We start from the raw sequence: 21,305 nt of genomic DNA, 5'->3' as shown, positions 1-21,305 counted from the left end.
TTTATCCGCCTCAAATAACTAAATCTACCTTAAAACTAGGTATCTAATTCTTTCCAAACATTGCTTTGAATAAGTTAAATTCCTCTTTTTTTATTCCTTTAAGGACTAAAATTAGACCAAAGTAAATAATTGTAGATATAATAATTGTAATTATGATATTAATAAGGTTCTGGGGATTAATGAAAATAATAAATGCTGACATTATAGTAGATGCGGTAATGCTCTTTAGGATAAATTTGTAATCAAAATTAAAGAATTTAGTAGAATACCTTAAAGTAAGGATAAATGCGACTACATAGGCTAATAATGTAGTGGTTGCAGCAGCTATAATTCCAAAGTAGGGTACTAAGACTATGTTTAAAACTAAATTTAATGTTGCAGCGATGATCCATATTGATCCTATTACCTTGGTTTTCTTCTCCAATACTAACACGTTACTGATAATGGCATAAACACCAAAAATAAGGGTGCTTAAAGCAGTTAAAGGTGTAATTAAATATCCATTCAACGCAATTTCTGGTGTGGTTAAAACACTTAACAAAGGTTTTGAGAGTACTGACAATCCAAAGGCAGATGGAATTGCAATTAAAAGGAAATACTTCGTTGAATAATTTAAAAATGATGAAACTTTTTCAATATTGTTTTTATCATAGTACTGGGGTAGGACTGAGGGCAGTAACAGAGAAAATGGGGCCATAAGCATTGAAATGCTGTATCCAAGAGTGTAACCGGGAGAGTAATAACCCACAAAGGCTGCACTTAAAAATATTCCAATAACATATCGATCACTGGAGTTAACTATCCATGAAGACAAATTCCCGGGAATAGTAGGAACTCCGAAAGACAAATATTCACGAATATGGGTAAACTTAGGAATCTTAAACCCGATACTCCATATTATCAGAGCAAACATGGCCAAAAAAGTGATAAGATTTGCAAGGAGAAGCCCTAATGCAACCATATAAATACTATAGCCCTCCAGTGCTAAATAAGATACTATTACCACCCCTAGATATGTTTGCATCAATAAAAAGAAGGAATACTTTTTCATTTCCTGAAAAGTTCTGAAGTAATTTAGTAGCAATGCATTCAAACAAGCAAGGAAAACTATTGCCGATAATATGATGGCCACATTAACATTACCATTAAAGATTGCCAAGGCAATTTGTTTAGAAAACACTAATAACAATAAAGCTACGATGACTGTAGAAATTAAAACCATACTTAAGATTGAATAAAAACCTTCCTGTATTATTTTTTTATCTGTTTCTGCTGATAAAAATCTGACCATGGTGTAAGGAAGTCCCAGGGTGGTTAGGTTAGGTAATAATGCTATGGTGGTGTTTATTTGCACCCAAATACCGTAATCATCAATTGAAAAGTTTTTTGTTAATATTGGTAATAAGATTAATGAGCTTAATGCAACCAGGAGATTTGCTATCCCCACCAATCCAATCCTTTGCACAAAGATTTTGTATTCATTCAAATTTTCACCGTATAGAAAGTTTTAAGAAATGATACCTCACATCGTAGTAAAATTATAGAACATATTTTTTTTAGAGGATATAATAGTTGATGAAGATCATTAGATTTAAGGTTAAATAGTTAATAAAGGTAGACAGTTTTTAAGATTAATAATGTTATTAAATTATATCCTTTATTAATTCTATGAATTTATTTCCAGGATTGATAGAAGGTATCTCAATGTAATCTGAGCTAACTTGGGAATAAAACCGTTCAGGATCATCAGCACTGTCCAAATCTTTTAAAAACTGATCAAATTCAGATAAGCTAGTGAAACTTCGACAAATATCCAATTTTTCAAAATCATCAGTAGGTATGTTGAAAACTTTAAGCTGAACACAAATTTTAGATTTCAAAGCAGACTCAATAAGGGCTGTAGAATTAAATGACACAAAAATATCATTTTCTCGAATAGTGTCTTCAATTTTGGCTGTTTTTGGATAGAATTTAACATGAGGTAATTCTTTTTTTAATAAATCCAGATCTTCCATCCGATGTGGTTTGTAAGTGAACTGGAATCTGTTATCTCTACACAAACCATCAACTTCATTTATAATATTTATCTTTGAGCTTAAAAATTGATCACCATACAATTCCATAGGTTGCCCAATGTACATAATTTTTTTTTGAAATTGAACATTTTCTAGTTTATTAAGAGGATAAGGATACCCAAGTATGCGTATTTGCTCTTTTTCTTTAATTTTTGACTTTAAATATAAATTCTTAAAATATTCTCCCCATACAAAAACATAGTCAGCATATAGGCCAGAAACTAATTGTTTTTCTCCAGAGTAAACACCATGTTGTATTTCAACAGTTGGTATTTTCAATTCTTTGGCAACTAACAAGATCAATCTAGTTTCTGGGAAAAAATCAAAATCTAAAACAATCAATTGGGGGTCAATCTTTCTAAGTACCTTTTTTAAGTTTAGATAACCTTCTTCCAATAAAAAAGAATCTGAGTTCATTATACCGGCATATACGCTTTTATAAATTTCATACAAAGGGTAATGAACATTTTTACCAGAAGAAAACAGGAATGGCCTTACATTTAAACCGAAAAAGATTAGGTTATAATTTAATTTGAGTTCATTGATAATATGAGGATATTTCCACAAATAATCATGGACAAGAATTGTTTTTTTATCTTTACCACTGGATTTAGCAAGATTATAAAAAAAGTGGGATTTTATTCCAAATAATCGCAAATAAGGATAATAGGTCATGAATTTATTCATATGGCTTATAACTCTTTCTTCATAATTTATAAGACCATTTTTTAGGTGTAAATCTATATTCTCTTCAAAAAGATACCATCTTAAATCTTCTTTTGGAATCATATTATCAAATATTTTTACAATCCAATAATCTAGGAAAAATTCATAGGGTGTACTTTATATTCTGAAAATTGTAATTATTTAAACATGTTGAACTTGAATGATTAAGAATCATTTCTTAAAAATTAGAATTACACCTGTTTCATCCCTCGAAAAATACACCGAACCTACATTAAAAAGTCAAAAGAAAATTTAGATTAATTATAAATTAAAAATATTATTAATTAATTTTATATCTAAGATCGTGAGGTAATAGAAATGCTTAACAATAAAACAATCCTAATTACTGGGGGAACTGGATCCTTCGGTAAGAAATTTACAAGCAGGGTTTTGGAGGAATACAATCCTAAAAAAATTATCATATACTCCCGAGATGAATACAAACAATTCTTAATGCAAGGCAAATTCCGGGAACATTACAAAAAGCTCCGATATTTTATTGGCGATGTCCGGGATGAAAAACGTTTATACAGGGCTTTTGATGGTGTGGATGTTGTTATACATGCAGCAGCATTAAAACAAGTTCCAGCTGCAGAATATAACCCAATTGAAGCTGTTAAAACAAATATCCATGGTGCTGAAAATATTATCAATGCAGCCATAGATAAAGGAGTCCAAAAAGTAATTGCATTATCCACAGATAAAGCAGTGAACCCAGTAAATCTTTACGGAGCCACTAAACTTGTTTCTGATAAATTATTCATTTCTGGAAACGCTTATGTGGGTGATAAAGACACTCTTTTCAGCGTAGTAAGGTATGGTAATGTTTCAGGGAGCCGTGGCTCGGTCATTCCATTTTTCAAGTCTTTAATAGATTCAAATGAAACTGTTATTCCCATCACTGACAGTAGGATGACCAGGTTCTGGATAACTCTTGACGAGGCAGTTGATCTTGTAATAAAAGCCATACAAGAAGCTAAAGGTGGGGAGCTTTATGTTCGTAAATGTCCCTCATTTAAGGTTACAGATTTAGCCAAAGCAATGAAGGAAGACTGTGAATTTGAAGATGTTGGTATCAGGCCTGGAGAAAAGCTTCATGAAGTAATGGTCACTGAGGAAGACTCCAGAACAACCTATGAATATGATGATCATTACATTATTTACCCTGATTTTGATTGGTGGGAAAACTTGAACAACAAGTCTGGTGGGAAAAAAGTGGAAGACCGGTTCAGATACTCATCAGACAACAATAAACAGTGGCTTTCTGTGGAAGAAATTCGGGAAATGTTAAAAACAATCGACATCGTTTATTAAAGCCAGTTCAAGGTGATTGTTATTAAATTTTTACCATACGGAAAACAAGATATAGGTGAAGATGACATCCAGAAAGTTGTTAATGTATTAAAATCAGATTTTATCACCCAGGGACCTAAAATAGGCGAATTTGAAGAAAATCTAGCAAAATATTGTGGCTCCAAATATGCAGTTGCTTTTAATTCAGGCACTTCCGCCCTTCATGGGGCATATTTTGCCATGGGCCTGGGAAAAAATGATGAAATCATTACCTCTCCCAATACTTTCGTGGCAACATCCAATGCAGCTTTATACCTAAATGCTAAACCTGTTTTTGTAGATGTTGAAAGCAAAACCGGTAACTTGGATGTTTCTAAGGTTTCAGAAAAAATTACTGAGAAAACCAAACTCATAGTCCCGGTGCATTACAGTGGAAACCCAGTGGATCTAAAAGAATTATCTGAAATTGCAGAGGACAAAGGGGTTAAGATAATCGAAGATGCAGCCCATGCCATTGGAGCAAAATACAATGGGGAAAAAATAGGAAATTCAAGATACTCTGAGATGACTATTTTCAGCTTCCACCCAGTTAAACACATAACCACTGGAGAAGGCGGTGCAGTTTTAACCAATGAGCAAGAGTACTATGAAAGACTATTAATGTTCCGCTCCCATGGCATAACCAAAAATAATTATATCAACCAACCCGACGGTGACTGGTACTATGAAATGCATTATTTAGGACACAATTACCGCATCACTGATTTACAAGCAGTATTAGGCCTATCACAACTAAACAAATTGGACCGGTTTGTTAAAAGAAGAAGAGAAATAGCCAGAACATACAATGAAGCTTTTGAAAATAATCCATATTTTGACACTATTAGCGAAAAAAAAAGGTGTCAATCCTCTTATCATCTTTTTCCCATTCTACTTAAAGATAAATTGAAGGACAAAAAAAGAGAAATATTTACAAAATTGAGGAAAGAAGGTTTAGGAGTGCAAGTTCATTATATCCCAGTGTATTTACAGCCTTTCTATAAAAATCTTGGTTTCCAGAAAGGCTTATGCCCAGTTTCTGAAGACTTTTACCAGAAAGAGATCAGTATTCCCATGTATCCATCAATGACAGATAACGACCTGAAATATGCAATAGAAAAGATTTACAAATCTATGAAAACTTTTGATCAAGATTAATTGGTGTTTAGATGAAAATAGGAGCTATTGTTCAAGCCAGAACATCATCAACCCGATTGCCAGAAAAAGTACTACTGGAACTACCCTATGGAAGTGGCATTACTGTCCTCCAACAAGTCATAAGAAGACTTAAGGCGTCTGAAAAAATTAACCAGATCATAATTGCTACTACCACCGATGATGCTGATGACAAGATAATCAGTATTGCAAAAAAAGAGAATGTGCAGTTTTTCAGGGGAAGTAAAGAAAATGTGCTGGAAAGATATTATTTGGCAGCCAAAGAAAACGACTTAGATGTTATAGTCAGAATAACCAGTGATTGTCCCTGTATCGATACCACAATAGTTGATAGTATTATAAATGAACATGTCAATTCCAAATCTGATTACACTTCCAATACATTGATAAGAACATATCCTGATGGCTTAGATGTTGAAGTTTTTAATTTTAAAGCTCTTAATGAAGCATATGAAAATGGAAACAGTGCACGAGAAAAAGAACACGTCACATCTTACATTTATACAACTGGTAAAGAATCATTTAAAACAAGTAATTTTGTTTCTGAATTTGATGCAAAGGATATTAGAATAACACTTGACACCATTGAAGATTATGCATTGTTATGTGCAATTTTTGATTATTTATATCCTGAAAATGAATTTTTCAGTTCCATTGATGTTATAGATTTATTAAATCAAAAACCATGGTTAAAACTTATTAATGCAAAAATCGTTGGAAAAAAGTCATTTGAAACATTTGAAGAAGAAATGGAAGAAGCGATAAAATTTCTAAAATTACAAGATTTGGATAGAGTTGTAAACTATTTAGAAAAAAAGATTGATTAAAGATTAAAACTTGAACGGTGAAAAAGATGGTTAACAACGGAGTAAAACTTTGGAATAAAGCTAAAAAGATAATACCTGGAGGTAATCAACTATTATCAAAAAGAAGTGACCAATTTTTACCTGATCAATGGCCATCATATTACCAGAAGGCAAAAGGAATTAATGTATGGGATATGGACAACAATCGATATGTTGATATGTCTATAATGGGTATTGGTGCATGTACACTTGGCTATGCAGATGAAGATGTCAACGAAGCAGTTGAAGATGCCATTGAAAACGGTTCAATGTGCACCCTTAATTGTTACGAAGAGGTTGAATTAGCCGAGAAACTATTAAAAATCGAAAAATGGGGCGGAATGGTTAGATATGCACGTACTGGTGGTGAATCAACCAGTATAGCCATTAGGATAGCTCGAGCTGCTACTAATAAAGATAAAATTGCTTTTTGTGGATATCATGGGTGGCAAGATTGGTATTTATCATCAAACCTAACTAGTAATGAAAATCTCACAGACCACCTTCTACCCGGACTGAACCCTTTAGGGGTTCCAAAATGTTTAGAAAACACAGCCTTACCTTTTAATTATAATAATATAAATGATCTTGAAGAGATTATCACTAAGGAAGATGATATTGGCGCAATTATTATGGAACCTGTTAGAAACTTTGATCCTGATTCGTCTTTCCTGAAAAAGGTTAGAAAAATAGCCGATGAAATAGGGGCTGTTCTAATCTTTGATGAAATCACATCCGGTTGGAGACTGCGAGTTGGTGGTGCCCACTCAATTTACGGAGTTGATCCAGATATAATTATATTTGGTAAAGCAATGGGTAATGGCCATCCAATTGGTGCTATATTAGGAAAAGAAGAGATAATGGAAACCGCCCAAGAAACATTCATCAGTAGCACCTTTTGGACAGAAAGAGTGGGATTTGCAGCTGGACTTGCCACTATAAATAAAATGGAAATCACAGACAATCCAAAACATCTCATTAGCGCAGGGAAACAAATTACAAGGGGATGGGAATCCATCGCAGATGAACATGATCTTTCTCTGCAAACCATGGGCATTCCTCCTTTAACAACATTTCAATTTGATGATGATAACTCTTTGAAAATGCAAACCCTGTTTAACCAAGAAATGTTGTATAGAGGTTATTTAGCTAGTAATCATGTCTACACTTGTTCGCATCATACAGATCAGGTGATTGACGAATATCTTGAAGCGGTTGCAGATGTATTTAAAATAGTAGCTTGTGCTCAAGAACAAGATAAATATAATGACTTGTTACATGGTCCAGTTATTTCTAAAGGATTTAAACGACTTAATTAGGGGTTCAAATTTGTTAAAAAAGCTATTAATCATAGGATGCGGATCAATAGGGCAAAGACACGCACGAAACGCGAAAAAGTTGGGTGTTGAAAATATCTTATTATTTGATATTGATCTTAAACGTGTTGAGCAGTTTGCCAATGAAATTAACACTGATCGGTTTTACAATTCATTTGAAGATATTTTCAGTGAAAATTCGGATATTGACGCTGCAATGATATGCACACCTTCTTCTTTACATCTAGAAAATTCCACATACCTTGCAAACAAAGGTATCAATCTTTTCATAGAAAAACCTCTGGCAACTGACTTGAAAGGTGTTGAAGAGTTGGTGGAAACAGTCAAAACTAAAAAATTAACAGCAATGATCGGGCAAAGTTACCGGTTTCACGAAGGTTTCCTTAAATTGAAAGAGATTTTGAACGATAATGTTATTGGAAAAATTTTCCATGTCAACTATTATGGAGGCCAATATTTACCTGATTGGCATCCCACTAGGGACTATCGAACTGAATATTCAGCTAAAAAAAATTTAGGTGGCGGAGTTCTGCTTACTACAATGAGTCATACAATTGATATTGTCCAATGGCTTTTCGGTGATATCACTACTATAAATGGGTGGAAAGACACTCTAAGCGATCTTGAAATAGATGTAGAGGATTCTGTTTTTTTATTATTAAAAACAAATAGAAATATAATCATCAACACTAGCTTTGATTTTCTCCAACAATGCCCCCAACATTCTATGATAATAACCGGCGAAAAAGGTCATATTAAAGCTGACTTCAACAAGCACTATATTGAGATTTGTAAAAAAAATGATAATTTGATTATAGAGTATGAATTTGATGATAATTATCGGTACCTTAAGGAACTAATGTATTTTTTTAAAATGGTTGAAACAAATAGTCAAAACCATGATCTCGGCATAACAATCGGCAAAAACGTTCTGGAAATACTTTTAGATCCGACAATAATCAATATATGCAATAAGTAAAGGGGTTAAAATGAAAAAAGTAATTGGGAACAAAATATTCTTGAAAATATTGAGTCCTGATGATGTTGGGGAAAAATATTTGACATGGATGCAAGATAAGGAAGTGACTAAATTTTTAGAGAGCAGATGGGATGAATATTCTGTTAAAAAATTAAAAGAGTATGTTAAAAAAACAAATGATAGTTCTGATAATTTCCTCTTTGGCATATTTCTAAAAGAAAACAACACCCATATCGGAAATATCAAAATAGGAAATATCAACCATTTTCATGGATATGGAGATTTAGGGTTTTTAATTGGAAAAGACCATTGGAATAAAGGATATGGAACTGAATCCATCAAATTAGCAACTAATTATGCCTTTAATCAGCTCAAACTGCATAAGTTATTTGCCGGAATATACAGCAATAATATTGGGTCATATAAGGCTTTTTTAAAAGCAGGATTTAACGAAGTAGGAAGACTAAAAAAACACCACCAATACCAGGGCACATTTGTTGATCAGATAATTGTTGAGAAGTTAAACAATGAAAAAGAAGCCGAAAAATAAGATAAGAGTTAGTATAATCACTGAAGGCAGTGGAAAGATAGGTTTTGGACATCTTACTCGGTGTCTGTCACTTTATCAGGCCTTCGAAGAAAAAGGCTGTTCTGTTAAATTCATTGTGAATGGTGATCTTACAATCAAATCCCTTCTTGAACAGACAGAACATGAAATTTTCAACTGGTTAACAGATCATCTTAAACTTTTCCAATCACTGCAAGGGACTGATATCGTAATCATAGATTCTTATCTTGCTACTGAAGAATTATACCTCAAGATATCTGAATTTGTTTCTTTAGCTGTTTATATCGATGATAATCAACGCATAAATTATCCGAAAGGGATCGTGGTTAATGGCTCCATTAATGCTGAGAAACTAAATTACCCCCAAAAAGATGAAATAGAACACTTGCTAGGAAGCCAATACATACCTTTAAGAAGCCCTTTTTGGGAAGTTGGAAAAAAAAAGATCAATCCCACCATTAAAAGAGTTATGGTAACTTTTGGAGGGGATGATTTAAGAAATTTAACACCTGACACTTTAAAAATATTAACCACCCATTTTCCACATCTAAAGAAAACTGTTATAATTGGCAAAGGATTCGGAAATATATCCAAAATCGAACAATTGATAGATGACCTAACCGAACTTGTGTACTATCCTAATGCCGAAAAAATGATGGAAGTGATGTTTGAATCTGACTTTGCCATATCTGCAGCCGGACAAACTCTTTACGAACTTGCCAGGGTGGGTTTGCCCACAATAGCTATTGGTGTTGCTCATAACCAGACCCATAACTTGGAAAACTGGGGTGAGGCTGGGTTTGTCGAGGTGGCCGGTTTTTGGGATGATGAAAATTTGAATCACAACATCCTAGAGAAAATCCAACTTATAGAAAATAGGAAGATGAGAACTGAAATGTGCCAAAATGGAAGAAAATCAGTCAATGGTGCAGGAGCTAATAGAATAGCGAAACATTCTATAAACAAGTATTATAGAGAAAAAATCAGTTTAAGACCATTACAACCTTCTGATATTATGAATATTTTCGATTTATCCAATGAAAAAGAAGTTAGAAAAAATTCATTCCAACCCGAGCAAATAAGCTTCGAAGACCATGAAAAATGGTTTAACAAGATCTATACAAATTCTGATAACTTATTTCTTGTGATTTCCATCCAGGGAGATTTTGCAGGACAAGTACGGTTTGACTTTGAAGGTGATTCTGCAACCATCAGTATAAGTATAAAAAAATCGTTCAGAGGACTTGGTTTAGGAATTTCATTCTTAGAAGAGTCGATAAAATATCTAAAAAATAATTTCCCTAATATTAGATTAATTCAAGCATACATAAAGGAAAATAATAAAAAATCTTTAAAATTATTTGAAAAAATGGGCTTTGACTTTAAAAAAAATGTTATTGTCAAGAATAACAATGCCTTCGAATACATATACAAAATAAGGGATTAAAATGTATTTAAAAATTGGCCATAAAGAGGTTGGTGAAAATAATCCTGTTTTTATAATTGCCGAGTTATCAGCCAACCATTTGGGAGATTTCAACTTGGCAGTTGAAACTATCAAGGCTATGAAGGAATCAGGGGCTGATGCAGTTAAAATGCAAACATATACTCCTGATACCATGACACTAGATTGTGATAATGATTATTTCAAAATTAGACAGGATACAGTGTGGGATGGTTCCACTTTCTATGACCTTTACGATGATGCACACATGCCCTGGGAATGGCAGCCAGAACTAAAAAAGATAGCAGAAAAATTAGGGCTCATTGCATTTTCTTCACCATTTGATAAAACTAGTGTTGATTTCCTTGAAAAGATGGATGTGCCAGCCTACAAAATTGCATCATTCGAAATCACCGATATCCCCCTCATTGAAACTGTGGCTTCTTGTGGAAAGCCAGTGATTATTTCAACGGGAATTGCAGAATTTAATGATATCAAACTGGCAATAGAAACTTGCAAAAAACAGGGAAACGACCAAATTGCTCTTTTAAAGTGCACTTCATCATATCCAGCCCCAATTGATTCCATTAACTTGAAAACAATCCCCCACATGGCTGAAAATTTTAAAACAGTGGTTGGTTTATCAGATCATAGTTTAGAACCAGTCATTCCCATCGGTGCTGTGGCTTTGGGTGCTAAAATCATAGAAAAACATTTTATTCTAGACCGAAAAATGGGAGGCCCAGATTCTAAATTCTCTTTAGAACCAGAGGAATTCAGTTCAATGGTTAATTCTGTTAGGACACTAGAAACAGCTATGGGCAAAGTGAGTTATGAACTGGATGATGCAACCAGGGCTAGTTGCGATTTTTCTCGTTCATTATTCGTGGTAAAGGATGTTAAAAAAGGAGAACATATCAGTCAAGATAACGTCAGGCCCATAAGACCCGGATTTGGACTTCATCCCAAGTATTTAAAAGATATTTCAGGTAAGAAATTCACAAAAAATCTGAAAAAAGGCACCCCTTTAAGTTGGGATCATGTCATGTGAAGCTATTTACCAATAATTTCATCCCATTTGTTGATTATTTTTTTATAAGAAAATGTTTCTGACCTCTGCCGTCCATGAGAATATTTCTCTTTCATATCAGTGTCTTTAATCATCTTGATCATCATATCTGAGAGAATTTGTTCATCATCATCCAATGGAACTTCATCAAGACTCTTAAATAGTAGGTTGTTAGGGAATGTTCTGGTTAAAATAGCATATTTGCCCAAGTAAGGATAGTCTATATTTCCATCCAAATCAAGTTCAGGACATAAAACCTCACGAGGGCCAGTTTTACAATCTGTGGAGATAATGGGCAGATTCATAGAAAGAGCTTCAATTAAAGTCAGAGGCAATCCTTCCCATAGTGAACTGAAAACAAAACAATTACTCTTTTTAAGAAAAGGAAACACATTTTCCTGCTCACCTAAAAGGAACACATTTCTAGCTAAGTCAAGATCATGGATTAAATCATCCAATTTTGTTTTTAAAGGACCGTCACCTAAGATGAATAGTCTGGCATTTTCATATTCATCCACCACACGCCGAAAACTCCGAATCAAAAACCACTGCCCCTTCTGCCGATTTAACCGGCCGATGTTTATGAAATTAAAGTAGTTGTTTTCTGTGAATAAGTTTCTAAATTTACTTGGCAGATTTTCTTCTGATAATTTGATGTTTTCTTCAGTATCCATCATATTATAGATGGTTTGTGTGTTTTCAAGATCATAATCTTTGTTGAGAATTCTTTCAACTTCACGAGAAACGCACACCACTTCATCAGCACGATGATAAAAGAATTTCATCAACCAGTAGTGTATGGGGCTATCTAGAAAGATCTCGGGATTGATATGTTGGGATGCGATTATGCGAACCTTATTTTTAAAAAGCCAGCGACTTAAAACTGCATAAAAATTGGCGATCTCAGATACTGAGATGATGGTGTCGATGTTTAAGTCTTCACAGAATTTTTTGACCTGAGGTGAATATTTTAGAAGATTGAATCCACGTTTTAAATAAAACCCGGGTTTTTGATAATTTGCATATATATCACCCATATTGAGAGTGTAATACTGGCCTTTGCAGTCATATTTTGGGTTTTCATCCATCAAAGTTAAATAGGACACATGGTAACCGTGGTCATGAAGTCGGGATCCTAGGGTTGCAGCGAATCTTTCTGATCCACCCCCGACTTTTAGTGATTCTACTAAAATTAAAATTTTCATTGAAAGTACCTATTAAGTTATGAATAATGGTTAACACAAATCACTATATAGCATTATGGTTAAGATTTGCTTATTAGTAATTTTTAATTATAATTAACCTTAATTAGATGTATTATATCGCGTTTAATTGGATGATAAAAAAAAATGCAAAGTATATAAATTTAAATATCGGTGTACAATGAAAAAACGTTTAAATACTGTTCTTGGCGATATTTTTTTCTCATATTTCCCTGAAGGCCAGTTCAAAAATAGGATAAAATGTTTTATTGCCAATAAATACTTATTTAGGAATCTTGATTTCACTACAACCTACAAAAATAATGTTTTTTATTTAAATTACCATGGAAATGTTTATAAATTCTGTGATTACCCATCTAGTGATTTTTATGAAATTATAGAAGGATACCTAAGAAAAGCATCAATTAAAAAAGGTGATACTGTAATTGATTGTGGTGCTTACCAAGGGTCATTCACAGTTTTAGCATCAAAACTAGTTGGAAAGAATGGAAAAATCATTGCATTTGAACCTGATCCTGAAAATTACAAAAAATTGTTGCACAATTTAAAAATAAATAATGTTTCAAATGCCATAACCTTAAATAAAGGGTTGTGGAACAGTACAACCGAACTTTATTTTAAAAAAGACAGTAAAGGTTCAACATTCATTGTTAACCCTACTCCTGATTTAGGAGAATCTCTTATTACAGTTCCAGTGGTTAGTTTAGATGAAGAATTGAATAATTTAGGAGTGCAGAAAGTCAATTTCATCAAAGCAGATGTTGAAGGTTCTGAAATTGAATTAATCAAAGGGTCAGAAAAAACATTACTCAATAACCATGTTAATTTAGCCATTGCCTCTTATCACCAAATAAATGGTGAAAATACTTCTAAAGCTTTGGAAGAAATTCTCAAAAAAATGGGTTATAGTGCTACAACTGAATTTAAGGACCATCTAACAACCTATGCTGCTAAAAAATAGTAATATGCCGAAGTTATATCAGCCATTTATTTATTTTTTGCATTGAATCTTGTAATCTTGCTTTTTTTTTATTGGAATAGGATTACTTGGGGATTGATTATAAATTTAATCCATTATTAAACCTTTTAAAAATCCAACACCATATCCAATATGAATTGCAGGGAATATGAAAATAGTGTAGATGTGTTTCAAACTTTGCTGCCTAATAATGATAGTAAATGCATAGAATAAATCAAGAATTACATAAATGAAAAAGGGTATGGATATTAAAATTATCGTGTCATAGTTAATCTTGTTAAATGAGAATAAGATTAAAGTTACTGCCATTAAGAGTAAATAAAAAAATAGTGCCACTGGGATTAAATGATGTGGGCTTAATGTTTCTTTATACTTTTTTGCAAGCTTGGAACGTCCTTTTCCATAATCAATCATTTGTTTGGAAAATTCTAGGAGATTTTTTCTCCGGTACTGATATACTATGGCTTGAGGATGTTTCAAGAGAATGTAGTCCTTTTTTATGAGTTGGTGGTTGAAATCAGTGTCTTCACACTGGGTCATGTTTTCATCATAGATGATGTGTTCTTCTTCCAGGATGGATTTTTTGTACAGTGCAAAGGCAACTGTGTCTACTTTAACAATATTTTCACTAGCAGTAAAAGCGGTGCCAAAGCCTCCGAAGAAGGTTTGTAAAGTGTAAGCAACAGATTTTCCAAAGGATGAATCATCAGGTGGTGAGGAGTAGGTTGAACCAACACCAGCAAGATTATACTTTTCTTGACAGTATAAGAATGTTTTATATAAGATTTTCAGCCAATCTTCATCAACATAGCAATGCCCATCCAGGTAGGCCACATATTCTGCTTTAGAAACATTTAAACCAATGTTCCGCCCAGAACTTATTATTTCAGCGGGGTTTTGGAGGAGTTGGACTCGGTTATCTTTTTTTTGGATTTTTCTTACAATTCCTGGTGTTCGGTCATCGGAACCCCCGTCAACAACTATGATATTAATGTCAAAGATGGATTGATTTTGTAAACTATTAATACATCTTTTAATGTGTTTTTCTTCGTTTTTTACCCCTACAATAATATCTATAAGACTCATAAATCACCATATTTTTAATAGCACACAAAATATAATTTTTTATGGATATGAAAAGATTGTAATTTCTGTTATTTGTTTATAATGATATTTTATTATCATTCTATAACTAGATTTTAATCCTCTTAATAATAGAACACTATTAATCTGGGTTTAAACAATAGTCTAATTATCCAATCATTATATCTGATTATAATTTATTTATTAAAAAAGATGAAGTTACTTTTTAGTTAGGTTTCCATTGGACTATTAAAATACGGAGAATATTTATGATTTACTTTAGAGGTTGTCTTTCACGGGAAAAGTTAAAAGAAATCCCCCAAGCCACCCAGAAATTGTTAGAAATTGCCAATATTAATTACGAAGTCTTGGAAAAAGAAGGATGCTGTGGTTCTGTGCTTCTTCGCACTGGTTTTGTGGAGGATGCCCTAGAAGTTATGCAAGAAACTTATCAAGATGTTAAAGGAGAAAAAATCCTAGTTTCATGTGCTGGATGTTACTTGACATTTAAAGAAGATTACCCTGAACTTTTAGGTAAAAAGGTTGATGTTATCCATACTTCACATTTGTTCTTGGATTTATTAAAAGAAGGGAAGATCAAAGCTTCTTGGAAAACTACTCCAGTGACTTATCATGATCCCTGCCATTTGGGGCGTCATATGGGAGAGTATGAAACTCCGCGTCAAGTTATCCAATCTTATGCAAAAATATTGGAAATGGAAAGTAATCGGGAAAATTCCAGGTGTTGTGGGGCTGGGGGTGGTGTTAGATCTGCATTTCCTGATTTGTCTGGTGAAATTGCCAGGATGAGGTTGGATGATGCAGTGAAGACCGGTTCCAGACAACTGGTGACTTGCTGTCCATTCTGTATTCATAATCTAAAAACTGCCCAGGAAAGTTTTGGGATAATGGATGATCTGCATTATGATGATATTGACATCCTAGATTTATCCCAATTTTTGCTTTTGGATTTAGTAAAGAGGCCGAACCATGAATGACTCATCCCTCAAAATAATGAATAAATCCTTCAATATTTTAGACAAAAGAAGAGCTGCCCTCCTTCAAGATGAACGCACCATCAATTTAAAAGAAAGGGTTAAAAAGATCAGATCAAATGCAGTGGATCACCTATCTGCCTTACTGGAAAAGGCTCAGGATAACCTTCAAAATAATGGGATTGAAGTTATCATGGCCAAAGATGCCAATGAAGCTAGACAAGCAATTTACCAGTTGGTAAAAGATGAGGATACCATAGCAAAATCAAAGTCTAACACTGCTGGAGAAATCAAACTCACCGAATACTTGGAATCAAAGGATGTGAAAGTTCTGGAAACAGATCTTGGTGATCGAATTGTTCAGTTTGATGAAAGCCACCCCACCCATCCAATTGGTCCTGCTTGCCATCTGAACATGGAAAAGATAGCTGAAATAGTCTCCAATAATCTCCAGAAAGATGTTGAAGCAGAACCTAGGGCTATTCTAGATTCTGTTAAAAAGGATATAATAGAAAAAATCTCCAACATAAAAGTAGGCATCACTGGTGCCAATGCAGTGGCTGCAGAAGATGGATCTCTTCTAATGGTTCATAATGAAGGAAACATCAGCCTTATCACCATGATGGACACCCATATCATATTAGCAGGCATAGATAAAATAGTTCCAACACTGGAAGATGCAGTGTCAGTGGTTAAGCTGGAAACCATCTACGCCACAGGAAAAACAGTCCCCGCATACATGAATGTTGTATCCTCCCCATCAAAGACCGCTGATATTGAACAGATATTATTGAAGGATATGTATGGCGCTAAACGGGTGATACTGATACTCCTAGATAACGGAAGAACTAAAACTCTTCAAGAAAGTAAGGAGTGCTTATGGTGCATTGGATGCGGAGCCTGTATTGTAAACTGCCCAGTATACACCACACTTGGACCTGAATTCGGATATCTACGTCACTTAGGTGGTAGAGGTATTGTTTTAAGTCATTACATTGATAATGACAAAGTATGCTTTGACTCGGGCTTGTATAAATGCACTTTATGTGGCCAGTGCACCAATGAATGTCCAGTGGAAATTCCCACCAACAAAATCTTAGAAAATTTACGAGGAAAATCTGTTAAAAAAGGATTATATCCTCAGAAACATTTAAAAATAAAAAACAATATTAAAAAAACTAGATCTCCATTTGAAAAAGAACCTAAAATAAAAAAATAACCAAATCAACCCCTAATGAATAGTTATTATGCTTGAATCATAGGTTTTAAATATTAGTTAGAAGACTTGATTAATAATAAATAGGAGGAATCATATTTGCTTCTTTTGATCAGTCCCATAAACACCCAAGAAGCACGAGAAGCCATCAATGGCGGTGCAGATATAATTGACGTTAAAAATCCTAAAGAAGGATCTCTAGGGGCTAATTTCCCCTGGGTAATTAAAAATATCCGGGAAATAACTCCCAAAAATATGCAAGTCAGTGCAACTTTAGGGGATGTACCGTATAAACCTGGAACAGTATCCCTGGCAGCTGCCGGTGCAGTAGTTTCCGGTGCCGATTACATCAAAGTAGGATTATACGGCACTAAAAACTATTCTGAGGCGTTGGAAGTTATGGAAAATGTAGTTAAAACTGCTAATTTGTATAATTCAGATGCTATAGTAGTAGCATCTGGTTATGCTGATGCACATCGAGTGGGAGCCATTGATCCCATGGAAATTCCAAAAGTAGCAGCAGACAGTGGTTCGGATCTGGCAATGGTAGACACCGCTGTTAAGGATGGTAAAACATTATTTGACTACATGGATCAAGACGCCATTTCCCAGTTTACAGGACAAGCCCATGACTATGGTCTTAAATCAGCACTAGCTGGATCTGTAACCCAAGAACAACTACCTCTCCTGGCAGAGTTAGGATGTGATGTTGCTGGAATCAGGGGAGCAGCATGTATAGGTGGAGATCGTAATTCAGGAAGCATCCATCATGAGGCTGTGGCCCGACTAAAGCAGATGGTGGAAAGCTTTTAATCAAGCCTTAAAAAAATTCCCAATTATAATTTAATTCATTTATCCAAAAATGGTGGAACGGAGGAAAAATGTTATGTTTTCAGATAAATTAAACAAAGCCCCTGAAGGATTCACTTTTGATGATTTTTTACTGCTACCTTCCCAGTCAAACATTGAACCTAAAGATGTGAGCACTAAAAGCAGGGTTTCCAGAAATTACAGTCTCAACATACCAATTATAAGTTCTGCCATGGACACAGTTACTGAATCGGAGATGGCCATTGCACTAGCTCAAGAAGGTGGTTTAGGAGTTATTCACCGTAACATGACCATTAAAGAGCAAGTAGCTGAAGTTGAAAAAGTCAAACGTTCCGAAGATCTCACTATAAGAGACGTTATAACTACTTCTCCTGAAAGCTCCATACATGAGGCTAATATCATTATGGATATGGAAGACGTTAGTGGGCTGCCAGTGGTGGAAAACGGAGTAATGATCGGCATCATCAGTCGGCGTGATATTCAACCAATTATTAACTCTGATGCTCAAAAAAAGGTTCGTGAATTCATGACTGAAGAGGTGGTTACCATCAGTGAATCAACCACTCCTGAAGAAGCATTAGACATAGCCTATGACAATAAGGTGGAAAGATTACCTATTGTTCGAAACAATCGTATAGTGGGCATAGTTACCATAAGAGATATATTAGAACGTAAAAAACATCCCTACGCAGTTCGTGATTCTGATGGACGATTCATTGTAGCAGCAGCTACTGGACCTTTTGATCATGAACGTGCCATAGCCCTGGATAAATCCGGTGTTGATATCATTGCAGTGGATGTGGCTCACGCCCATAAACCTAGTATTATCAAATCTGCTAAGAAAATGAAGGACAACATAGATGCAGATTTAATTGTGGGCAACATCGCAACCAGCCAAGCAGCTGAAGACTTAATATCTGGGGATGTGGATGGCCTTAAAGTTGGAATTGGACCAGGATCTATATGCACAACTAGGATAATCGCTGGTGTAGGAGTACCGCAGTTAACAGCCATATCTGATGTTGCAGATGTGGCAAGAGATCATGGTATTCCAGTGATAGGCGATGGTGGGCTTCGGTACTCTGGAGACATTGCTAAAGCCATCGCAGTAGGGGCAGACTCAGTTATGGTAGGTAGTTTACTTGCTGGAACTTCTGAATCTCCTGGTGACGTGGTTATAATGAACGGCCGGAAATTTAAACAATACCGGGGAATGGGATCATTAGGAGCCATGACTGGTGGTTCTGGAGCAGGCACTGACCGCTACTTCCAAGAAGTTAAAGGACCAATGAAACATGCCAAACTGGTGCCTGAAGGAGTTGAAGGTGTTGTACCCTATAAAGGACCAGTTACTGAAATCATATTCCAGCTTATGGGTGGTCTTAAAGCCTCCATGGGTTACTGTGGTGCTATTAATATTGGAGAAATGTGGGAAAAGGCCCGTTTTGTCCGTATCACCCCTAGTGGAATGACAGAAAGTCACCCGCACGACTTGCTTATAACCAATGAAAGCCCTAATTATCCTACTAGTCGTTTGATGTAATTAAGACTATTTTGGATTTCTTAATTTTATGAGATCATGTGTTATACTATGTGGTGGCAGAAGCCGGCGTATGGGTCAGGATAAGGGATTAATGATTTTGGAAGAAAAACCAGTCTTAATTCATTTGCTGGAAACTATGGATCAACTTGTTGACGAAATCATCCTGGTTTTAAGGGATAAAAAACAAGTCCAACTCTATCAAAATCTCATTGAAAAGTTTATAGTGGATAGGGAAGATGGTTACCCTCCTCTGAAACTGGTAATAGATCTTGAAACGGATCAAGGCCCTCTTTTAGGATTATTAACTGGCCTATCACATATTAAAGCTGAAGGTTGTCTGGTTTTGCCTTGTGACTCCCCATTTGTATCTGATAATTTTATTAAAAAAACATTCCAGATAGTTGAAGATAACCCTCAAAAAAAGGTTATGGCACTGGTCCCTAAATGGTCTGATGGTTCGGTAGAACCTTTACATTCATATTATCTTAAAGAATGCTTACCTTACATTGAAGATGTATTAAATCAAGGATTGAGAGATGTCAAATCACTCCTCAAATATATTGATGTTGATTATGTTAGTGTTGAAATCCTTGATCCTGAAAAAAACAGTTTTCGAAATCTTAACCGTCCAGAAGATCTAAAATATTATTAATTCCCTAAAATAATTATTAGTTATCCTAAAATAAGGATTGATTCTGAAATTTATTATAAATTATTCAAATTGCTACTAATTTTTAAGAAAGAAAACTTAGATAATCCAAGATATGTGATAATGAGAGATTATACAGTTTAATTGTGTTTAAAGAGATTGCCAGGAGTTCTAGGACGTATAGGGAGTAATTCTTTTTTATATTGATATTTTTTCCACTGTTGAGATATCATCTATGGGTGCGATATCCACAGTTCCTGGGTTTCTTCCCATTTCCAGGAAGAATTTGTTCACCCGTTCAATCATATCAATATATTCCCTTTTTTCTATGCGGCACCCGTCGATTATCGCATATTTTGGTAGGTCTCCATTCAATCTTTTAAATTCTAATACCTTATCAACCATTCTTCTATACTGCTCGAGAGTCAAACTCTCCATTGCATCGACCACATTAATTTTATAAGTATGTTGGTGGCCATGCATAAATAGGTTACGGATTATTGCAGTTTAATTTTAAAAAAAAACAATTTTAGGATAAAAATTTTATTTAAAAAAAAAAAATAATTAGAGTTTATCAGCAAAAGCTATCTGCATTGATTATTTAATCATGACTTGTGAATCTGGATCAAATGGATTAGTTCTTACAGCTAAGGAGAATAGATAAGGGTAATGTTCTTCAAGATGTTCCATATACTGCAACCATTCTTGAATGAGCAAACTGTAAACCCGTACTGTGTCTCCATTTAAATGTTGATAGTCAGTTATAGGTAGGTTTGTAATTGTTTCCCTCTTTTCAAGTTCTTCCATCAGATGAAAAACCGCCCAGAGCAAGTCGGTGAATGTTTCGTGTTCCAGTAAATTGGGGTTCTCCAATAATGCCAATAAGAATTTTCTTCTACTAACTAAGAATTTTTTGGTATGTTCTAAAAATTTTATGGATTCTGGGTTTTCACTGTTAATATGTAAAGTATAATCAAATGTTTTAACCTTTTCTTTTGCATTTTGGAAGTTTTTACGCGACCATGAAGTTTTGACCATTAATTCATGGCGTATTTCCACAGTATCGGGGTCGAATTCCACAATAGCACCCATTAATTCTGTTCCCACTTCACTGAAGAATACCCCAATTACCATGTTTAGTTTTTCCATCATCAACTTTTTTTCTCTGTTGCTGATGGCATTTTCAACTAACAACACCACAAATAGCACTTCGATGGGTAAAAAAGCAATATCAG

General features: G+C 34.5%; 20 protein-coding genes. 14 read left to right on the top strand and 6 right to left on the bottom strand.

What is annotated here, in order from left to right:
• Positions 1-43: 43 nt before the first annotated feature.
• Together GXZ72_06375 and GXZ72_06370 are read right to left on the bottom strand one after the other, a co-directional pair.
• A complete protein-coding gene (locus GXZ72_06375; protein ID HHT19168.1) occupies positions 44-1,486 on the bottom strand; it encodes an oligosaccharide flippase family protein in 1,443 nt (480 codons plus the stop codon).
• Positions 1,487-1,643: 157 nt separating this feature from the next.
• Positions 1,644-2,864 carry a hypothetical protein gene (locus GXZ72_06370; protein HHT19167.1) on the bottom strand — a complete coding sequence of 407 codons (1,221 nt, stop codon included), beginning with the start codon at positions 2,862-2,864 and terminating at the stop codon, positions 1,644-1,646.
• 255 nt (positions 2,865-3,119) lie between these two features.
• Between GXZ72_06370 and pseB the strand changes: the two genes are divergently transcribed.
• Genes pseB through pseI form a run of 8 tightly spaced genes read left to right on the top strand, consistent with a single transcriptional unit; the run spans position 3,120 to position 11,533 of the window.
• Positions 3,120-4,115, top strand: coding sequence for a UDP-N-acetylglucosamine 4,6-dehydratase (inverting) (gene pseB / locus GXZ72_06365; protein ID HHT19166.1), 996 nt, complete (start codon positions 3,120-3,122; stop codon positions 4,113-4,115).
• A 21-nt stretch (positions 4,116-4,136) separates the two neighbouring features.
• Positions 4,137-5,291 carry a UDP-4-amino-4,6-dideoxy-N-acetyl-beta-L-altrosamine transaminase gene (gene pseC, locus GXZ72_06360; GenBank protein HHT19165.1) on the top strand — a complete coding sequence of 385 codons (1,155 nt, stop codon included), beginning with the start codon at positions 4,137-4,139 and terminating at the stop codon, positions 5,289-5,291.
• 11 nt (positions 5,292-5,302) lie between these two features.
• Positions 5,303-6,136, top strand: a complete 834-nt coding sequence (locus tag GXZ72_06355; GenBank protein HHT19164.1) for an acylneuraminate cytidylyltransferase — start codon at positions 5,303-5,305, stop codon at positions 6,134-6,136.
• Between the two features lie 26 nt (positions 6,137-6,162).
• Positions 6,163-7,473 carry an aminotransferase class III-fold pyridoxal phosphate-dependent enzyme gene (locus GXZ72_06350; GenBank protein HHT19163.1) on the top strand — a complete coding sequence of 437 codons (1,311 nt, stop codon included), beginning with the start codon at positions 6,163-6,165 and terminating at the stop codon, positions 7,471-7,473.
• 10 nt (positions 7,474-7,483) lie between these two features.
• The gene (locus GXZ72_06345) at positions 7,484-8,470 is read left to right on the top strand and encodes a Gfo/Idh/MocA family oxidoreductase (protein HHT19162.1); all 987 of its coding nucleotides are present in this window, start codon (positions 7,484-7,486) and stop codon (positions 8,468-8,470) included.
• Positions 8,471-8,480: 10 nt separating this feature from the next.
• Positions 8,481-9,020, top strand: a complete 540-nt coding sequence (locus tag GXZ72_06340; GenBank protein ID HHT19161.1) for a GNAT family N-acetyltransferase — start codon at positions 8,481-8,483, stop codon at positions 9,018-9,020.
• Positions 8,998-10,485 (top strand): UDP-2,4-diacetamido-2,4,6-trideoxy-beta-L-altropyranose hydrolase, encoded by a 1,488-nt coding sequence (gene pseG, locus GXZ72_06335; protein ID HHT19160.1) that lies wholly within the window; start codon positions 8,998-9,000, stop codon positions 10,483-10,485. Before GXZ72_06340 ends, pseG begins: the two co-directional genes overlap by 23 nt.
• Positions 10,481-11,533: a pseudaminic acid synthase gene (gene pseI / locus GXZ72_06330; GenBank protein ID HHT19159.1), complete on the top strand. Its 1,053-nt coding sequence runs from the start codon at positions 10,481-10,483 to the stop codon at positions 11,531-11,533. The genes pseG and pseI overlap by 5 nt, the downstream gene beginning before the upstream one ends.
• Positions 11,534-11,535: 2 nt before the next feature.
• On the opposite strand, the gene GXZ72_06325 is transcribed toward pseI, so the two are convergent.
• Entirely contained in the window at positions 11,536-12,756 is a 1,221-nt protein-coding gene (locus GXZ72_06325) for a glycosyltransferase (protein ID HHT19158.1), read from the bottom strand.
• A 178-nt stretch (positions 12,757-12,934) separates the two neighbouring features.
• Here GXZ72_06325 and GXZ72_06320 point away from each other — a divergent pair, with 178 nt between their 5' ends.
• A complete protein-coding gene (locus tag GXZ72_06320) occupies positions 12,935-13,735 on the top strand; it encodes an FkbM family methyltransferase (protein HHT19157.1) in 801 nt (266 codons plus the stop codon).
• A gap of 105 nt (positions 13,736-13,840) precedes the next feature.
• Here the strand turns inward: GXZ72_06320 and GXZ72_06315 are convergent, their stop codons facing one another.
• Positions 13,841-14,839 carry a glycosyltransferase gene (locus GXZ72_06315; protein HHT19156.1) on the bottom strand — a complete coding sequence of 333 codons (999 nt, stop codon included), beginning with the start codon at positions 14,837-14,839 and terminating at the stop codon, positions 13,841-13,843.
• Between the two features lie 266 nt (positions 14,840-15,105).
• Between GXZ72_06315 and GXZ72_06310 the strand changes: the two genes are divergently transcribed.
• The 5 genes from GXZ72_06310 (at position 15,106) to GXZ72_06290 (ending at position 20,073) form a co-directional block, all read left to right on the top strand.
• Entirely contained in the window at positions 15,106-15,834 is a 729-nt protein-coding gene (locus tag GXZ72_06310) for a (Fe-S)-binding protein (protein ID HHT19155.1), read from the top strand.
• Positions 15,827-17,050 carry a lactate utilization protein gene (locus tag GXZ72_06305; protein ID HHT19154.1) on the top strand — a complete coding sequence of 408 codons (1,224 nt, stop codon included), beginning with the start codon at positions 15,827-15,829 and terminating at the stop codon, positions 17,048-17,050. Before GXZ72_06310 ends, GXZ72_06305 begins: the two co-directional genes overlap by 8 nt.
• A 96-nt stretch (positions 17,051-17,146) precedes the next feature.
• The gene (locus tag GXZ72_06300; protein HHT19153.1) at positions 17,147-17,860 is read left to right on the top strand and encodes a (5-formylfuran-3-yl)methyl phosphate synthase; all 714 of its coding nucleotides are present in this window, start codon (positions 17,147-17,149) and stop codon (positions 17,858-17,860) included.
• Positions 17,861-17,933: 73 nt separating this feature from the next.
• A complete protein-coding gene (gene guaB / locus GXZ72_06295; GenBank protein HHT19152.1) occupies positions 17,934-19,421 on the top strand; it encodes an IMP dehydrogenase in 1,488 nt (495 codons plus the stop codon).
• A gap of 28 nt (positions 19,422-19,449) precedes the next feature.
• Positions 19,450-20,073: a molybdenum cofactor guanylyltransferase gene (locus GXZ72_06290; protein HHT19151.1), complete on the top strand. Its 624-nt coding sequence runs from the start codon at positions 19,450-19,452 to the stop codon at positions 20,071-20,073.
• 195 nt (positions 20,074-20,268) lie between these two features.
• Here GXZ72_06290 and GXZ72_06285 read toward each other — a convergent pair whose 3' ends face one another.
• Together GXZ72_06285 and GXZ72_06280 are read right to left on the bottom strand one after the other, a co-directional pair.
• Positions 20,269-20,508 (bottom strand): pseudomurein-binding protein, encoded by a 240-nt coding sequence (locus GXZ72_06285; protein ID HHT19150.1) that lies wholly within the window; start codon positions 20,506-20,508, stop codon positions 20,269-20,271.
• A gap of 159 nt (positions 20,509-20,667) precedes the next feature.
• The coding region (locus tag GXZ72_06280) for a hypothetical protein (GenBank protein ID HHT19149.1) at positions 20,668-21,305 on the bottom strand (638 nt) is incomplete at its 5' end.

The organism is Methanobacterium sp. (assembly GCA_012838205.1).
GTDB lineage: Archaea > Methanobacteriota > Methanobacteria > Methanobacteriales > Methanobacteriaceae > Methanobacterium.
This window is presented reverse-complemented; position numbering and strand designations above follow the sequence as displayed.